Below are 16,554 nucleotides of genomic sequence, written 5' to 3'. Positions count from 1 at the left end.
GCAGGGTTGGGCGTGGGGCAACGGCACGATTATGGCGTTGCGGACGGCGCGGCCTGCAGCCGGGCCTGCACCGCCTGGCCCAGCTCCAGCACCGCCAGCGCGTAGTAGCTGCTCCAGTTGTAGCGCGTGATGGCGTAGAAGTTCTGGGTGCCCAGCACGTGGCTGGGCGCGCTGCCGCCCTGGGCGGTGTCGCCGTTGTGCAGCTCCACCAGGGCCAGCGGGCCGGGGTGCTGCTGCGCCGCCGCGTCCAGGCCCACGCCCAGCTGCTGCAGGCGTTGCGCGCTGAAGGTGGGCAGGATGTCGGGCGCCAGCAGGGCGTCGAGCGCCTGGGCGTTGGTGGGCAGGTGTTGCACCGGGTAATGCGTGGGCTGGCCGCGTTGCCAGCCAAAGGCGTGCAGGTAATGCGCCACCGAGCCGATGGCGTCGGCCGGGCTGGCGCGCAGGTCGATGCGGCCATCGCCGTCAAAGTCCACCGCAAACTTGGCCCAGCTGCCGGGCATGAACTGCGGCAGCCCGATGGCCCCGGCGTAGCTGCCGCGCCAGCTGGCGGGGTCGGTGCCGCTGCGCTGGCTCATCAGCAGGAACTGCTCCAGCTCGCCGCGGAAGTAGGCGCTGCGCTCGGCGGCGCGTGGGTGGCTGGCCGGAAAGTCGAAAGCCAGTGTCACCAGCGCGTCCAGCACGCGGAAGTTGCCAGTGTGGCGGCCGTACAGCGTCTCCACGCCAATAATGCCGACCACCACGCTGGCGGGCACGCCGTACTGGGCCTCGGCGCGTGCCAGCGTGGCGCGGTGCTGTTGCCAGAACCTGGCGCCCGCCGCAATGCGCACTGGCTCCACAAAGCGGGCGCGGTAGGCGTGCCAGTTCTTGGCGCTGGCGCGCGGTGCGGGCTGCATCAGCTGCGCCACGCGCGGCAGGGTTTGCGCTTGGGCCAAGGTGTGCTGCACCCAGTCGGCGTCCAGCCCGTGGCGGGCCACGATGGCGCGGGCAAAGCTGGCGCGGTCGGTGGCTGCGCGCACCGCGTCGTCGGGTTCAGCGGCGGGGGCTGCGGGCGCGGCTGGGCTGGCGCTGGCGGCGGTTGTGGCCGGTGCTTGCACCACCGTGCCGCTGGCCTCTGGTGGCGCTACCGGCGCGGGCGTGTGGCTGCACGCGGCCAATAGGCCCAGCGCCGTCAGCAACCCGGCACCCGCCCACCCCGTGCGGCGCTGGCGCGGGCCTGTGGGTATAGGGTCGGCATGGGCTACCAGTGGTGGCAATGGGGTGTTGGCAACGTGGGCAACAACGCCAGCAGCGGCGCGGGGGGTGGAGGTGGTCATGCGTGGGGCGGTGGGATGAGGGCAGGGTGCGTGATAAGCTGGCGTGGCAGTAAGCAGACTGTCGGTTGCAGCGCATACATTGGTAAGTTATTGCAACCTTAACCCAAAAAACAAGCAAGGAAGACAACGACATGAAGCCCACCGGTTACTACACCCACCGCCTGTGCCGCAAGCACGACATGGGCCGCGGCCACCCCGAAGCCCCGCAGCGCCTGGACGTGATCGAGGATCGCCTGCTCATCACCGGCGTGAGCGACGCGCTGGACCGGCGCGAGCCCAACCCGGCCTCGGTGGCGGAGCTGGAGCTGGCGCACGACCGCATGTACATCGCCTCGCTGCGCGGCCTGAGCGCCCAGCTGGCCGACGACATCCGCGCCGGTGGCCCGACCCACGTCCAGCTCGACCCCGACACCTCGATGTGCGAACACACCTGGCAGGCGGCGCTGCTGTCGGCGGGTGCTGCCATCGACGCCACCGACGCCGTGCTGGAGGGCGAGATTGCCAACGCCTTTTGCGCCACCCGCCCGCCCGGCCACCACGCCACGCGCAAGCAGGCCATGGGTTTTTGCTTCCTGAGCAACGTGGCCATTGCCGCCAAGTACGCGCTGGAGCGCCACAACCTGCAGCGCGTGGCCATCATCGACTTTGACGTCCACCACGGCAACGGCACCGAGGACATCGTGGCCGGGGATGAGCGCATTTTGATGTGCAGCTTCTACCAGCACCCGTTCTACCCCGAGGGCGACATCCGCGAGGCGCCCAACCTCGTCAACGTGCCCGTGCCCGCCTACACCAAGGGCGCGCAGATCCGCGAACTCGTCACCGAACACTGGCTGCCCCGGCTGGAGGCGCACCGCCCGGAGCTGGTCTTCATCAGCGCCGGCTTTGACGCCCACCGCGAGGACGACATGGGCCAGCTCGGCCTGGTGGAGGCCGACTACGCCTGGATGACGCAGCAGCTCAAGGACGTGGCGCAGCGCCACGCCCAGGGACGCATCGTCAGCTGCCTGGAGGGCGGCTACGACCTGAGCGCGCTGGCGCGCAGCGTCGAAGCCCACGTGCGCGTGCTGGCCGACCTGTGAGCGCCGCGGGCGTGGCGGTTTTTGTGGCAAGCTTGCGCCTTTGCCCGTTGTCACCCCGACCATGAATTCCCTGTACGACGTACCCATGGCCGCCCCGGCGGACGATTTGTCCGACTGGGTGCAAGTCCTGCTGCAACCCCGCACCCTGGTCGAGCTGGGCGTGCTGCTGGCCTGCGCGCTGCTGGCCTGGGGCGCGGTGGCGGGGCTGCGCCGCGCCTTTGCGCCCCGTCAGGTGGAGCAGTCGATCTGGTTTGGCCGCAGCCTGGTCGATGGCGTGCTGTTCCCGACCCTGCTGCTGGCCAGCGCCTACAGCGCCCACGCTGCGCTGCTGGCCCACATGCCGCTGGCGGTGTTCCGGGTCGCCATTCCGGTGCTGGTGTCGCTGGTGGTGATCCGCGTGGGCGTGAAGGTGCTGCAGGTGGCGTTCCGCGACGCCGCCTGGCTGCCGCCCATCGAGCGCACCATCTCCTGGATCGCCTGGGGCTGCATGGTGCTGTGGGTCAGTGGCCTGCTGCCGGTGGTGCTGGCCGAGCTGGAGCAGATCACTTGGAAAGTGGGTGGCAGCACGCTGTCGGTGCGCACCATGATCGAAGGCGCGCTGACCGCCGGTGCGGTGCTCATCGTTACACTGTGGATCTCGTCCGCCATCGAGGCGCGGCTGCTGCGAGCGGCCACCGGCAGCGAGCTGTCGCTGCGCAAGGCCGTGAGCAACGCCACGCGCGCGCTGCTGATGTTCGTGGGCCTGATGATGGCGCTGTCGGCGGTGGGCATCGACTTGCGCGTGTTCTCGGTGCTGGGGGGCGCGATTGGCGTGGGCATCGGCTTTGGCCTGCAAAAATTGGCCGCCAACTACGTCAGCGGCTTCGTGATCCTGACCGAACGCAGCGTGCGCATTGGCGACGTGGTGCGGGTGGACAACTTCGAGGGCTCCATCAGCGACATCAAGGCCCGCTTTACCGTGGTGCGCGCGCTCAATGGCCGCGAGGCCATCGTGCCCAACGAGATGCTGCTGACGCAGCGCGTCGAAAGCCTGTCGCTTGCCGACCCGCGCGTGTCGCAGTCCACCGTCGTCAGCGTGGGCTACGACAGCGACGTCGAGCAGGTGAGCCGCCTGCTGCTGGAGGCCGCGCAACGCCAGCCGCGCGTGCTGGCCGAGCCGGGGCCGTCGGCGGCGTTGTCGGCCTTTGGTGCCGACGGGCTGGAATTCACCCTGAGCTACTGGATCGATGATCCCGACAAGGGCGTGCTGGGCCTGCGCTCGGCCATCAACAAGGACATTCTGGCGTCGTTCCGCGCGCATGGCATCGAGATCCCGTTCCCGCAGCGCGTGATGCACGTGACGCACGACGAACCCGCTGCCGTACCGCCGCTGGCCCCGGCGCCCGGTGCGGCCAAGCTGCCCTGACACGGTGCGGGGCATGGCCCCCCGCTAAAATGCCGGGTTGAGCGCGGGCTTGGCCTGCCACCGTTCTTGCCGTTTGCCAGCGCCGTCCGTGCGGTCGGGCTGTGCCCCGTCAACCACTCACCCCCTCAGGAGCAACCCATGAAGATTTTAGTCCCCGTCAAACGTGTGGTGGACTACAACGTCCAGGTCCGTGTCAAGGCCGACCAGACGGGTGTGGACATCGCCAACGTCAAGATGAGCATGAACGCCTTTGACGAGATCGCGGTGGAAGAGGCTGTGCGCCTGAAGGAAAAAGGCGTGGCCACCGAGGTGGTGGCCGTCTCGTGCGGCACCGCGCTGTGCCAGGACGTGCTGCGCAGTGCGCTCACCATTGGCGCCGACCGCGCCATCCTGGTGGAGACCGACGCCGAACTGCAACCGCTGGCGGTGGCCAAGCTGCTCAAGGCCCTGGTGGACAAGGAACAGCCCAGCCTGGTGATCCTGGGCAAGCAGGCCATCGACGACGACGCCAACCAGACCGGCCAGATGCTGGCCGCGCTGATGGATGCGCCGCAGGCCACTTTCGTCAGCAAGGTCGAGCTGGCCGACGGCCAGCTGGTGGCCACGCGCGAAGTCGATGGCGGCCAGGAGACGCTGGCGCTGGCGCTGCCCGCCATCGTCACCACCGACCTGCGCTTGAACGAGCCGCGCTACGTCACCATGCCCAACATCATGAAGGCCAAGAAAAAGCCCATCGACCGCACCAGCCCCGCCGATCTGGGCGTGGACGTGGCCCCGCGCCTGGCCACGCTCAAGGTCAGCGAGCCGCCCGCGCGCAAGGCCGGTGTCAAGGTGGCCAGCGTGGCCGAATTGGTGGACAAGCTCAAGAACGAAGCCAAGGTGCTGTGAAGCCCCGTCCCAACCCCATCCAGGAACCCCGAACATGACCGTTCTCGTCATTGCCGAACACGACCACGCCAGCCTCAAGCCCGTGACCCTCAACACCGTGACCGCCGCCGCCTGCGGGGGGGACGTGCATGTGCTGGTGGCGGGCCACAACGCCGCCGCCGCCGCGCAAGCCGCCAGCCAGATTGCGGGCGTGAGCAAGGTGCTGCACGCCGACGGCCCCGCGCTGGCGCATGGCCTGGCCGAAAACCTTGCCGCCCAGGTGCTGGCGCTGGCCGCCGGTTACAGCCACATCCTGTTCCCCGCCACCGTGGGCGGCAAGAACGTGGCCCCGCGCGTGGCGGCCAGGCTCGATGTGGCCCAGGTGAGCGAAATCACCCGCGTGGTGAGCCCCGACACCTTCGAGCGCCCTATCTACGCGGGCAATGCGATTGCCACCGTGCAAAGCGCCGACGCGGTCAAGGTCATCACCGTGCGCGGCACCAGCTTTGACGCCGCCCCGGCCAGCGGTGGCACCGCCGCGCTGGACAGCGTGCCCGCCGTGGCCGACAGCGGCAAGAGCCGCCACGTGGGCAGCGAGATCGCCCGCAACGAACGCCCCGAGCTGACCGCCGCCCAGGTGGTGGTGTCGGGCGGGCGCGCGCTGGGCTCGGCGGAAAAGTTCAACGAGCTGGTGGCCCAGCTGGCCGACAAGCTCGGCGCTGCCGTGGGCGCCAGCCGCGCTGCCGTGGACGCCGGTTACGCCGCCAACGACCTGCAGGTCGGCCAGACCGGCAAAGTGGTGGCACCGCAGCTCTACATCGCGGTCGGCATCTCGGGCGCCATCCAGCACGTGGCCGGCATCAAGGACGCCAAGGTCATCGTCGCCATCAACAAGGATCCCGACGCCCCCATTTGCGCCCTGGCCGACTACGCGCTGCAAGCCGATTTGTTCGAGGCCGTGCCGGAGCTGATCGCCGCCCTGTAACCGCCTGCAACATCCCTTACCGGCGTTGCGCACGCCGTGGCGCGGGTTCGGGGGTATATTGGCACCACAGGAGGGCTACGGCCATGAAACTGTTTCAAACTTGTGGTGCCCGCATGGCGGGGCTGGGTGCAGCGGTGGTGTTGCTGGGGGCGTGTACTGCGGTGCAGGCGCAGCCGTATATCAACGTGACGGTGGGCGGTGCGTTTGCGCCCGGCGTCTATGGCCAGATCGCGATTGGCAACAACCCGGTGCCGCCGTTGTGGAACGTGACCCCGATGCTGGTGGGGCCGGTGGTGTACCACCAGGGCCCGCCGCTGTACCTGCACGTGCCGCAGCACGAGCGCAGCGACTGGGAGCGTTATTGCCGCAGCTACCAGGCCTGCGGCAGGCCGGTGCATTTTGTGCAGGTGGACGAACGCCAGCCGTGGTGGCAGCACTACCGCCCCTACCGTCCGCCCACCGTGGTGCAGCCTGCCGTGGTGATGCCGCCCCCGGGCTGGCGCAACGATCATGATGGCCGACCTGGCCGCGCCGACCCGCCTGCGTGGGGCCGTGACAAGGACCGCGACCACGACCAGCGCCACTGGCGCGACGACCACCCGCGCCATGCCCCGGAACGGGGTGCCATGCCGCGTCAGGAGCGGGATCAGAATCAGTGGCACCGCGATGGCAACCGTGGCGACACGCCGCGCGACCGTGGTGCCCGCGACGGCAGCGGGCCACGCCCAGACCACCACGACCGTTCCGGCGACCGCCCGCGCGGCCGCGATTGAACCTCGATCCAAACCTGCCGAGGATTCAGAGCCGCTGCGTCGCCCACGCCAGCCCTTGGGCCAGTGCGTCGGGCGCGTCGCAGGGCAGCACGTCGCGTTGCGGCATGCTGCGCAGCCACGTCAGTTGGCGCTTGGCCAGTTGGCGGGTGGAAAAAATGCCCAAGTCGCGCAGTTGCGCCTGTTCGGCGGGCGTTGGCCCGGTGCGGCCTGCGGCCAGGGTTCGATCCAGTACTTCCCACGCCTGGCGGTAGCCCACACAGCGCATGCTGGGCAGGTCGGGGTGCAAGTCGCCACGCGCGCGCAGGGCCTGCACCTCGTCCACAAAACTCTGGGCCAGCATGGCATCAAAGCGTAGGGCAATGCGCTCGTGCAGCCAGGCCCGCTGTTGCGGCTCCAGCGACAGCAATGCGCCCGCTTGGCCGTTGATGTGCAACGGCGCGTCCGGGGCGCGCTGGTGGCGCTGTTGAAATGCCGAAATGGGCCGCCCCGTGGCACGGTACACCTCCAGCGCACGCCCTATGCGTTGGCTGTCGTTGGGTGACAGGCGTGCGGCGGTGGCGGCATCGACCGTGGCGAGCTGGGCGTGCAGCGCGGGCCAGCCTTGCGCCAGGGCTTCGGCCTCGATGGCGGCGCGCAGTTCAGGTTGTGCCGGGGGCATGTCGTCCAGCCCATCAAACAGGGCCTTGAAGTAGAGCATGGTGCCCCCCACCAGCAGCGGCAGGCGGCCCCGGAGTTGGATCTCGGCCACCAGCGCGCTGGCATCGCGCACAAATTCGGCGGCACTGTAAGCGTGCAGCGGGTCGCGGATGTCGATCAGGTGGTGCGGCACGGCGGCCAGCTCCGCCGCCGTGGGTTTGGCGGTGCCGATGTCCATGCCCCGGAACACCAGCGCGGAATCGACGCTGATGATCTCAGCAGGCCAGCGTTGTGCAATGGCCAGTGCCAGCGCGGTTTTGCCCGATGCGGTGGGCCCGGCAATGGCCAGCCACGGGGTGGCAAAGGGGGTGTTGCTCATCATGGCTTGGCGGCGGCGCTGGCGGCGGCGCGCAGTGGGCTGGGGCGGGCTTCGCCGTAACGCTGTACCAGCGTCCAGCCAACCAGGCCCACCAGGGTGCCGGCAAACCACACGCCGTTGGTCAACGGCAGGATGGACGGCGCGGCGCCGCTGCCCAGCTGCTGGCCCATCCAACTGCCCATCGCAAACGCCACCACCATCATGATGAACCCGCTCAATGCCGATGCCGCCCCGGCGGCGTGCGGAAACGGGGCCACGGCGCCACTCTGGCCACAGGGCTGGTGGATGCCGTGCGCCACCATGAACAGCAAAAACGGCCCTATGATGCCCCACACGCTTTGGTGGCCGCTGAGGGCTAGCACGCCCATGAGCGTGCCACCCGCTACGCTGAAACCCGCACCGATGGCCACACTGCGGCGCACGCCACAACGCGCCAGCAAACGGCGGCAAAAAAAGGTGCCCCCGATGTAGGCCACCGTCATGAACAGCATCACCAGCCCGTACTGCGGCTTGCTCAGGCCCAGCACGCCCATGAACACGAACGACGACGCGGCCAGGAACGTGAACAGCCCCAGGTAGCTGCACGCCGTCAGCAGCGCAAAGGCCCAGAACGTGGGGCTGCGCAAGATCTGGCGCCACGTGCCCCACAGCACCCGGGGCTGCAGCGCGTGCAGGTTGCGCAGCGGCACCGTCTCTTGCAGGCGCAGCACCAGCAGGACCAGTGTGGTGGCGCTGAACACCGCCAGCCCGGCCAGCGTCACGCGCCAGCCCCACAGCTCGGTGACGATGCCGCCCAGCGGCGCGCTGGCGCAGGCAATCACGCCCAGGCCGGTAAGCGCCTTGGACATCACCCGCGCCCCTTCGGTGGGCTGATACAAATCGCGCACCATGGCGCGGCCACACATCACCGCAGCGCCCATGGCTGCCCCTTGCACGGTGCGCCACACAATCAGCGTTTCGATGCTGGCGGCAAATACGCCTAGCACGGCGGCCACCGTGTAGCTGGCCATGCCCCACAGCAAAATGGGACGGCGCCCAAACCGGTCGGACAGCGGCCCCCACACCAGCTGCGACACGCCAAAGGCCAGCAGCATGGCGGTCAGCGTCAGTTGCGCCTGGCCCATGCTGGCGCCCAGGTCGTGCGTGAGCACTGGCAGCGCGGGCAGGTACAAGTCGGTGGCCACCGGTTGTATGCCCAGCAGCAGCGAGAGCAACAGCACAATCAGGCCGGGCGACATGGTGTGGGGTGGTGTGGCGGGTGGGGCAGACATGGCCGCTAGGGTAGCAGATGCGGCTCCAGTATGCAGACAGGTAACTTTTTACAGAGTTAATCGTTTCAAGCTGGCCAACAGATGGTTGTCCAATTGTTCGAACGAATTTTGGCTGTTTTTGAGCGCCTGTTCAGATGCGACAAGCCCCGATCTGGTTTTGGTGGCTTCCATAATCCGACCTACGCAATGCAGGGTGTCTGTGTAGCCTTGTTCAATCCAAGTGGGAATGTTATCTTGATTGAAGCCAAGAATGTCCCTGATTTCTCCGCTTCTCTGGATTTTGGATTGAGGACGAATTTCAATGATGTTTGCATTGGGGAAATCATGGCGGCTCCACAATGAACCGTCTGACAAGTGTGTGACGATGATGGTTGTGGCTCCAGCCTCCAGCAGTGGGGTAATGGGCGTGTTGCCCTGCATTTTTTGCCACCCACCCATGCCACCATCGTGGTAAACGCTGTGGTTGATTTGCGGGGGTGCGTACAAAATGGGGATGGCTGCGGATGCCAACAAGGCCTCTTTTTGCTCCTCGGGTGGTAACGACTGAATTTGAATGAATTCAGACGGTGGTGAGTCTTTGATGCCAAATTCTGCCATCATGAACGACGCAATATCCTCTAAGTTGCCAGAGCTTTTGAACACAGAGATGTAAAAGGGCAACCCTTTTTGCATCATTTCTGGGTTTAAATACTCGTTGATCAGGTCTGTGAGCGGGCTTCTTGAGAGCAGGCTTTTTTCGACAGAAAGGAAGGGGAGAAGGCTGTTGATGAAAGATGATATGTACGATGGAGGCTTGTAGCGTATAAATTTCTTCAAATGTGAAGCAACACCAAGCACCCCACCTATGTTGAGCCTTAAACCACTGGCCGCCAAAAAGTACAGATAAGCGGGCACATTAGGGGCCAGTGGGGGGAATTTGGCCAAGGTCAACCAAATTTTCTCCATTCTGGCAATGCCTTCTTTCATGGAAGGTGACGAAACCAGCACCGCACCATTCAATGCCCCAATGCTGGCACCCGACACCATGTCGATGGCAATGCCCATTTCGTCCAACGCTTTGAGCACACCGACTTGGTACGCACCTTTGGCACCGCCACCCGATAAAACAAGACCTGTTTTCATGGTTGATGTTCTCCCTTTTTACTGTCTTCGTTCAAAAACTTCGTTCACCAAAGCCTCGCCAATTCGGGTGGCGGAGCAGATTCTGGGCATTGTCAATGGCAGTTCGGCATGGGCCGTGAGCGAAGACACGGAGTAAACAAACGGCTGGTGGTCTGCTATGGCCCAATCTCCCAAATACTCCAGCGCCTGCATCATGTCTTGGGGGGTGTCGCTGGTGTTGGCGTTGGGGCACAGCAACCATTCTTTGGCGCTGTTGCGTGCGGTGGGGTTGGTGTTGGCATCTTCGGCCATTTGAACAATGGCCCGGTTGGTCAACCGTTCCACGTGTCCGGCGCGTGCTGAAGCGGTGCTTTGGCGGTAAAAATCGCCAAAGTTGCCCCACCACAACTCTTCCAATGCCGCATAACACCGCCCAGACGGCGACAGGGCGTGAAAACGCCCCGCTTGCCAGCGGGTAAACACCAGATCCATGTGGTCGTTGGCGCGTTGCACCATGTCGATGCGGTTCATCTCCTCTTCCAAGGCGTTGCAGCGTCGGCCCAGGTTGTGGGAGAGTTCGATCAATTGCTCGCGTGTGTCAGCCGAATAGTTGGCCACCGTGGTGAGCGCGTCTTGAATCATGGCCACGCGCTGGTTGACCTGCACAATGGAGTAGTTGGTTTTTGCCAGCGAGGTGGACAGTTCATTCAACCACTTGAGCGAGGCTTCTACGCCATCGGTCAAGCTGGCATTGACCTCGTGCTGGCGTTTGGTGCCTTGCCCAGAAAAACCATCGTACAAACGCTGGAAAAACCCGGTTCTGCTTCTTTGCGTTCGGGTGTGGTCGCGCACCACATCAATGCCATTGGCAAAGTCCACCACAAATTTTTCAGGCAGGCAGGACAACGTCTGAAAAACTTCAGTGTTGCAAATTATTGATTCAGTCTTAATTTGGCTCATGTTGCTTTACTGCTTGTATTCTTTGATGGCTTTTGAAAGTTCTTCAGAATCTGCAGATAGATCCAATAGCGGTTTTTGTATTTCAATTAATTTGGTAAGAAGTGAAGATTGATAGTCTTCACTTTTCCTTTTATTTTCCATGCTTTGAAGAATATCTTCTTGTATCTTTTCAATTTGTTCTTTCAGATTTTGGAAGTATTCTTCTGAGCTTTCTTGTAGTGGTTGTTTTATGGATTGGCTAACTGATGTGTTGACTTGAGAAAATATAAGTTCAATACCTTTTTCGATTTTATTTCTAATTGAATTGATATCTACCTCAAAATAATCTCTGGTGCTAGTTTTTGTTGTATAGCCCCAGTTGCTGTTGATTTTATTCAAGATGTTGTTAAACCAGCCTCCTTCCCATGCTTCGTATGTGTAAGTTTCTTGTTTTTTGTTGATGTTCACATCGGATATCTTTATTTTTATTGAAATAAGAGAGTCTTCTTCTATTTCTGGTGGGGTTAATTTAATGAAAAATCCACTTTTATTCATCGATTTTTCGGTATTGCTGATAGTATTTTTGAGTTCTTCTTCGACAATATTTGAAAATTCATCGGTGAGATTTTCAATAGATAAAGCAACTTGGTTTTTTAGCCAGACTCCAGATAATTGAATTTTTCCAGAAATTGATTCGCTTATTTCTTTAATTAATTCTTCGGCTTTTTGTTTGTCTTCAATTCTAATGATGGATGCGTTGGGTTTAAATAAAATCTTTTCTTTGTCCTTGTTTAACAAATCATCGACGGCTTTTACGACGATATTTAATGGCCCGCTTTTTCGACTCTTTTTTTTTGACAAAATAGCTATCGCTTTTTCATACTCTTCTGACTCTATGTCTTTTCCTTTCTTAAAAAGAGAGGTTATTTCAGATAAAAGTTCATTGCGAGTATTTGTTATTTTGTTTGAGATTTGTAGGTCTAAATTATGAATGGTTTTTTCTAAATGATTGCTGATATTGATTTTTGTAGATTCAATTTTTTTGATTTGTGTATCTAGTTCTGAAGCTTGCTCTTGAAGTTCTTTAATATCTTTTGTTAAAGATCCTGTCATTACAGAGAAAAAGTTTCCTAAATCAGTAGATACAGATTTTATTTGACTGCTTGCAGATGCAATGGCAAGCCGAGGGGCTTCTTTATGGGATGCTTCAATCACATTTTTTAGTACATTGTCGAATAATGAGTTCTTCCAGATTTCGTTTGCTACATCTTTAACTTCCGCAATATTATTAATATATTTTTTCCAACGTGAGCCGAATGCTTTGTCGCCGAAATCTTCGACCCAAGATCCATCTTCGTTCTCATAGTTTGGTAGTTGCGAATTCTTGCTTAACTCATGACGTGCACGGTTTGCTAAGTAAGCATATTTAGAAGAGACAGTAAAAATATGATTTTTGGGAATAATTCCGCCCATTAAATCATTTGCTACAAAATTGATAATATCTTCTGGTTTTTGGCTGTTTGCATCTTTGTTGTCAAATTTATTAAGGATGGCATATAAACGATTTTCAGCAATTGATGCAATTTCTTTTATTTCGTTGTTGACATCTACATTTGAATTAGAGTTGAGATGAGTGTAATCAAGTACAGTCAGTACTGCGGATGATTTTCGCAGTTGATCTTGTAACATTGGCTTTAAATGTTCTTGTCCATATTCATCTGGGCCAGGGGTGTCCAATAATGTGAGTTGTCCATGTGTTTGATTGAATTCTTTTAAAGAGAAGAATTCAACGTTGATAACAGGAATTTTATCTATATCCTTGTATTCATTGAATGGAAACTCAATACCTATTTCTTTTGAAATTCTAACCAAGTCGTTTAATTTTTTTAAGAATGAAAAAATTTCATTGGTTCCTGTGTATTTTGATTTGTAATCATCCTTGCTTTTCGTTGAGTTTAATATCCATGAAATAGATTCTTTTGTAAGCGGAGATTTTTTCAAATACTCAATGGCCGATGCATTCTTTTTATCGTTTGCAAATTTAATAATTTTCGATAATAAATTGTCAACCGGAGTTTTGTGATTAAACTCTAAAATTGGTTCTATTTGGCCTATTGTGTGACGTATCAATGTTGGGATCGCTGTCATCGCTAACTCGCGATTGGGTAAAATTTCGCTGCCTATAATGGCATTGATAGTAGTGGACTTGCCCGCTTTCATAGTGCCAACCACGGCGATGACGGCTTCCAACTTTTGAACTTTTTTTCTTTCTCCTTCGAGAATTTCAATTCTTTTTTTGGTTGATTCTTTATTAAAAGTTTGTTTTTGTTGGCTGTCGTCAATCAATACGCCTGGAGCCTCCTCCATTTGTTGAAGAATCTTAATTTCAAGATCGATGAGGCGAATGGCCTCGGCTTGCAGGTCTTGGATGGTGATGGACATAGATTGAGCTTTCAAAAAAGACAAATGAGATGGAGTAACGGTGATGGTTGCTTTGTTTTCTGATATTGAAAAATGACGTTTGCACGTTCCATTTCTTTAAAAAAGGCCCAGAAATTTTTTCAGCGGTGATGGGGCTCTGGCCAGCATCGTTTCTGCTGCCGTGGCGGGGCGGCTGACGAGCGCCTTGCAATCGCATTTGGGGCAAGCCCTGAAGTATTCGCCGGGCATCAGCGCATCGCTGGCGGGGGCCACGGTTTTTGTCCAGTGGCACATGGGGCACTGGTAAGTGGTGGGGGCGGGGCGTATGGGCATGGCGGCGGGCGTGTGTGGGGCAGGCTTGCTGAAAAATAGTACCAGAGAACAACGTGGGCGCTTGGTGGGTGTCCTCAGCGGCTGGGCGCGGTGCGCACACCTTGCACGTGCGTGATTTCGAACCAGCCCGAAGGACGGTCGGCAAATTGCAGCGCGTCCGAAGGTTCCATGTTGCGGGTGTGGGCCAAGCGGATTTGGCACAGCTTTTTGGGCTGGCAGTGTTGCAAAATGGTTTTGCCTGCCTTGGATTGGTTGTGGAACGCAAAACCGATCAAGTCGCCCGATTCTTCGCTCACCGTAAACAGTGCGGAATACGCTGGGCCTTTCTCCAGCACGCCTTCCACAGGTTCTTCCGTGGTTTGGGCGTGGGCGGTGGCGGCAACGGTGCAGGCCAGCAGGGCGGCGGCCAGGGCAAGGGGTGTTTTTTTCATCATGGTGGGGATGGTGGTGTGGTGGGGATTGGTACGACGGGTCACTGTTCCCACTGCGCCACGGCTTGCCGCAGCGTGTCCAGCACGGCCTCGTGCCAGTCGGTGGGTTGCACAATGCGCACGTGCGGCAGCCAGTAGCGCACTATGGGGAACAGTTGTTGGGTGTGGTTAATTTGGGTGCTCACCAGCAGCGAGCCGTCTTCCTGTGGGCGGTTGTGTTGCTGGGGCAGTTGGTTGCGCCGCGTAAAGTAGCGCGCCACCTCGGGCGACACCCGCAGCAGCACTTCAGTGGTCTGGGGCGTGAACCAGATGTCGTCTTTGTTGTCGATGTACGCTTGGTGTGCTGGGTCGGTAATGAAGTGGCTGTGTGTGTCCACTTGCAGCCCTTGTATCAGCGTAAAGCTGAAGTTTTTGAGCAAGCCACCTTCTACCGCCGCCAAGTACCACACGCCGTTGTTGTGGATCAGCCGGTAGGGTTGTGCGTGGCGCGGTTTGTCTTTGTACACAAAGTGGCATTCGTGCCGGGCTTGTATGGCCGCTTGCAACTGGGTGAACTGGAGGTTTTGCCCGTTCAAATCTTCGCCCGATACCGGGTGTACCTGCATGGCCCGCTGGGGTTCTGGCACGTCCAGTTGTTCCAGCAAAAAACGCAAGCTGCCGTCGGGGAACAGGTGCTGTGTGCCCACCAGATCGGCGTAAGCGTGCAAGTGGCGTGTGGGAATGGTGCTGCGGGCGGCGTGGGTCAACTGCCAATGGCCGGCGGTGTTGCGTTCGGCCACGCCGTACAGGCGTTCGTTCAGGTCGCGCTCGATGGTGCGCACATCCACCTGAAAGCTGCGCGCCAGTTGGCGTTTGTCGATCATGTCGCCTTGGTGCAGCAAAGCCAGAATGTACGACAGGCGCTGGGCCAGTTTTTCGCCTTTGGAGTTGGGCGGGGGCGGTGTGGTGGGCATCGGCAAAAACGGTGCAGTGGTGATGCCCCCCACTTTAGACGCACCCTCCGACAGGTTGTGTCGCAGCGGGGCGATGGCGCAAAAAAAATGGCCCCAGAGGGCCATTTTTTAGATCACGCCTTGCGCCAACATCGCATCGGCCACTTTGACGAAGCCCGCCACGTTGGCCCCGTCGATGTAGCTGATGGTGCCGTCGGCGCGCTTGCCGTGTTGCAGGCAGGCGGCGTGGATGCCTTGCATGATTTGCAGCAGGCGCGCGTCCACTTCCTCGCGCGGCCACGACATGCGCTCGGCGTTCTGGCTCATTTCCAGGCCCGAGGTGGCCACGCCACCGGCGTTGGAGGCCTTGCCCGGCGCGTACAGCACGCCAGCGGCTTCAAACGCCTTGGCCGCTTCGATGGTGGAGGGCATGTTGGCGCCTTCGGCCACGCAGATCACGCCGTTCTTGATGAGCAGTGCGGCATCGGCCTCGTCCAATTCGTTTTGGGTGGCGCAGGGCAGGGCCACATCCACCGGCACGTGCCACGGGCGCACGCCCGCTTCAAACTTGACACCGGTGCGCGCGGCGTAGTCGCTCACGCGGCCATAGTGGTGGTTTTTCACGTCCATCAGGATGGCCAGCTTCTCGGGCGTGAAGCCGTCTTCGTCGATGATGGTGCCGCTGGAGTCGGACACGGTGATGACCTTGGCGCCGAGTTCCATCGCTTTCTCGACCGCGTACTGGGCCACGTTGCCCGAGCCCGAGACACTGACTCGCAGGCCGTTGAACGACTTGCCACGGGTCTTGAGCATTTCCTGGGCAAAGTACACGGTGCCGTAGCCGGTGGCTTCGGGGCGGATCAGCGAGCCGCCAAAGCTCAGGCCCTTGCCGGTGAACACGCAGTCGGCGCGGTTGGACAACTTCTTGTACATGCCGGCCATGTAGCCCACTTCGCGGCCACCCACGCCGATGTCGCCCGCCGGCACGTCGGTGTCGCTGCCGATGTGGCGGAACAGCTCCGACACAAAGGCCTGGCAGAAACGCATCACTTCAGCGGGGCTCTTGCCTTTGGGGTCGAAGTCGGAGCCGCCCTTGCCGCCGCCCATGGGCAGGGTGGTCAGCGCGTTCTTGAAGGTCTGCTCGAAGGCCAGGAACTTGAGCACCGACAGCGTGACCGACGGGTGGAAGCGGATGCCACCCTTGTACGGGCCGATGGCCATGTTGTGCTGGATGCGGTAGCCCCGGTTGACTTGCACGTTGCCCTGGTCGTCCACCCAGCTGACGCGGAACATGACCACACGCTCAGGCTCGACCAGGAGGCGGTCCAGCAGGCCTTGTTCGGCGTACTTGGGGTGCTTTTCGATGAAGGGCCACAGGCTCTCCATGACTTCGGTCACGGCTTGCAGGAATTCAGGCTGGCCGGGGTTGCGTTCGGCCACGTGCTGCAGGAATTGGTGTACGGAAGCGTATTTCATCGGCGGTTCCAAAAAAGTGCGTCAATTGATGGGGGCGCTATTTTCGCATGTTGCGCGCACCTGTTGGAAAACCTGATGACCCAGACTGAGCGGCAAGCCTCGGGGTTCAGCCCGAGGTTCGAGCGATCAGGCCGGGACGGCCTGTTGTCTTTTGTGTAGCCGACCCGTATCATCGTCGGCGTGAACACCACCACCAAAACCCTGCAACTG

15 protein-coding genes are annotated in these 16,554 nt (G+C 60.1%); 5 read left to right on the top strand and 10 right to left on the bottom strand.

The window, feature by feature from the left end; all coding sequences use genetic code 11:
- Window positions 1–29: 29 nt before the first annotated feature.
- Entirely contained in the window at window positions 30–1,313 is a 1,284-nt protein-coding gene (gene mltB / locus CON76_RS11505; protein ID WP_101103489.1) for a lytic murein transglycosylase B, read from the bottom strand.
- 131 nt (window positions 1,314–1,444) lie between these two features.
- Here mltB and CON76_RS11500 point away from each other — a divergent pair, with 131 nt between their 5' ends.
- The 5 genes from CON76_RS11500 to CON76_RS11480 all read left to right on the top strand — a co-directional run bounded on the left by CON76_RS11500 (window position 1,445) and on the right by CON76_RS11480 (window position 6,425).
- Entirely contained in the window at window positions 1,445–2,395 is a 951-nt protein-coding gene (locus CON76_RS11500) for a histone deacetylase family protein (protein ID WP_101103488.1), read from the top strand.
- 61 nt (window positions 2,396–2,456) lie between these two features.
- The gene (locus CON76_RS11495) at window positions 2,457–3,800 is read left to right on the top strand and encodes a mechanosensitive ion channel family protein (protein ID WP_101103487.1); all 1,344 of its coding nucleotides are present in this window, start codon (window positions 2,457–2,459) and stop codon (window positions 3,798–3,800) included.
- Between the two features lie 138 nt (window positions 3,801–3,938).
- Window positions 3,939–4,688, top strand: coding sequence for an electron transfer flavoprotein subunit beta/FixA family protein (locus CON76_RS11490; RefSeq protein WP_101103498.1), 750 nt, complete (start codon window positions 3,939–3,941; stop codon window positions 4,686–4,688).
- Between the two features lie 34 nt (window positions 4,689–4,722).
- On the top strand, window positions 4,723–5,652 hold the full coding sequence (locus CON76_RS11485; protein WP_101103486.1) for an electron transfer flavoprotein subunit alpha/FixB family protein: 930 nt from the start codon (window positions 4,723–4,725) through the stop codon (window positions 5,650–5,652).
- 83 nt (window positions 5,653–5,735) lie between these two features.
- Window positions 5,736–6,425: a hypothetical protein gene (locus tag CON76_RS11480; RefSeq protein ID WP_145995439.1), complete on the top strand. Its 690-nt coding sequence runs from the start codon at window positions 5,736–5,738 to the stop codon at window positions 6,423–6,425.
- A 25-nt stretch (window positions 6,426–6,450) separates the two neighbouring features.
- Here CON76_RS11480 and miaA read toward each other — a convergent pair whose 3' ends face one another.
- The 9 genes from miaA to gdhA all read right to left on the bottom strand — a co-directional run bounded on the left by miaA (window position 6,451) and on the right by gdhA (window position 16,344).
- Complete coding sequence (gene miaA, locus CON76_RS11475) at window positions 6,451–7,443, bottom strand: tRNA (adenosine(37)-N6)-dimethylallyltransferase MiaA (protein WP_101103484.1); 993 nt, start codon at window positions 7,441–7,443, stop codon at window positions 6,451–6,453.
- Window positions 7,440–8,711, bottom strand: a complete 1,272-nt coding sequence (locus CON76_RS11470; protein ID WP_101103483.1) for a multidrug effflux MFS transporter — start codon at window positions 8,709–8,711, stop codon at window positions 7,440–7,442. The genes miaA and CON76_RS11470 overlap by 4 nt, the downstream gene beginning before the upstream one ends.
- 48 nt (window positions 8,712–8,759) lie before the next feature.
- Window positions 8,760–9,833 carry a patatin-like phospholipase family protein gene (locus tag CON76_RS11465; RefSeq protein ID WP_101103482.1) on the bottom strand — a complete coding sequence of 358 codons (1,074 nt, stop codon included), beginning with the start codon at window positions 9,831–9,833 and terminating at the stop codon, window positions 8,760–8,762.
- Between the two features lie 18 nt (window positions 9,834–9,851).
- Complete coding sequence (locus tag CON76_RS11460; RefSeq protein ID WP_101103481.1) at window positions 9,852–10,772, bottom strand: diguanylate cyclase regulator RdcB family protein; 921 nt, start codon at window positions 10,770–10,772, stop codon at window positions 9,852–9,854.
- A 6-nt stretch (window positions 10,773–10,778) separates the two neighbouring features.
- Complete coding sequence (locus CON76_RS11455) at window positions 10,779–13,193, bottom strand: dynamin family protein (protein WP_101103480.1); 2,415 nt, start codon at window positions 13,191–13,193, stop codon at window positions 10,779–10,781.
- A 96-nt stretch (window positions 13,194–13,289) separates the two neighbouring features.
- Window positions 13,290–13,445, bottom strand: a complete 156-nt coding sequence (locus tag CON76_RS11450; protein WP_205758236.1) for a hypothetical protein — start codon at window positions 13,443–13,445, stop codon at window positions 13,290–13,292.
- A gap of 134 nt (window positions 13,446–13,579) precedes the next feature.
- Window positions 13,580–13,939: a hypothetical protein gene (locus CON76_RS11445; protein ID WP_145995438.1), complete on the bottom strand. Its 360-nt coding sequence runs from the start codon at window positions 13,937–13,939 to the stop codon at window positions 13,580–13,582.
- Window positions 13,940–13,977: 38 nt separating this feature from the next.
- Window positions 13,978–14,889 (bottom strand): helix-turn-helix transcriptional regulator, encoded by a 912-nt coding sequence (locus tag CON76_RS11440; RefSeq protein ID WP_169929053.1) that lies wholly within the window; start codon window positions 14,887–14,889, stop codon window positions 13,978–13,980.
- Window positions 14,890–14,997: 108 nt separating this feature from the next.
- Window positions 14,998–16,344, bottom strand: a complete 1,347-nt coding sequence (gdhA, locus tag CON76_RS11435) for an NADP-specific glutamate dehydrogenase (protein ID WP_101103476.1) — start codon at window positions 16,342–16,344, stop codon at window positions 14,998–15,000.
- Window positions 16,345–16,554: the final 210 nt, after the last annotated feature.

This window comes from Macromonas bipunctata (genome assembly GCF_002837135.1).
Taxonomy (GTDB): Bacteria; Pseudomonadota; Gammaproteobacteria; order Burkholderiales; family Burkholderiaceae_C; genus Macromonas_A; species Macromonas_A bipunctata.
This window is presented reverse-complemented; position numbering and strand designations above follow the sequence as displayed.

Coding starts and splice junctions, on each gene's coding strand:
- mltB (WP_101103489.1), bottom strand. CDS start 1,313: ATGACCACCTCCACCCCCCGCGCCGCTGCTGGCGTTGTTGCCCACGTT.
- CON76_RS11500 (WP_101103488.1), top strand. CDS start 1,445: ATGAAGCCCACCGGTTACTACACCCACCGCCTGTGCCGCAAGCACGAC.
- CON76_RS11495 (WP_101103487.1), top strand. CDS start 2,457: ATGAATTCCCTGTACGACGTACCCATGGCCGCCCCGGCGGACGATTTG.
- CON76_RS11490 (WP_101103498.1), top strand. CDS start 3,939: ATGAAGATTTTAGTCCCCGTCAAACGTGTGGTGGACTACAACGTCCAG.
- CON76_RS11485 (WP_101103486.1), top strand. CDS start 4,723: ATGACCGTTCTCGTCATTGCCGAACACGACCACGCCAGCCTCAAGCCC.
- CON76_RS11480 (WP_145995439.1), top strand. CDS start 5,736: ATGAAACTGTTTCAAACTTGTGGTGCCCGCATGGCGGGGCTGGGTGCA.
- miaA (WP_101103484.1), bottom strand. CDS start 7,443: ATGATGAGCAACACCCCCTTTGCCACCCCGTGGCTGGCCATTGCCGGG.
- CON76_RS11470 (WP_101103483.1), bottom strand. CDS start 8,711: ATGTCTGCCCCACCCGCCACACCACCCCACACCATGTCGCCCGGCCTG.
- CON76_RS11465 (WP_101103482.1), bottom strand. CDS start 9,833: ATGAAAACAGGTCTTGTTTTATCGGGTGGCGGTGCCAAAGGTGCGTAC.
- CON76_RS11460 (WP_101103481.1), bottom strand. CDS start 10,772: ATGAGCCAAATTAAGACTGAATCAATAATTTGCAACACTGAAGTTTTT.
- CON76_RS11455 (WP_101103480.1), bottom strand. CDS start 13,193: ATGTCCATCACCATCCAAGACCTGCAAGCCGAGGCCATTCGCCTCATC.
- CON76_RS11445 (WP_145995438.1), bottom strand. CDS start 13,939: ATGATGAAAAAAACACCCCTTGCCCTGGCCGCCGCCCTGCTGGCCTGC.
- CON76_RS11440 (WP_169929053.1), bottom strand. CDS start 14,889: ATGCCCACCACACCGCCCCCGCCCAACTCCAAAGGCGAAAAACTGGCC.
- gdhA (WP_101103476.1), bottom strand. CDS start 16,344: ATGAAATACGCTTCCGTACACCAATTCCTGCAGCACGTGGCCGAACGC.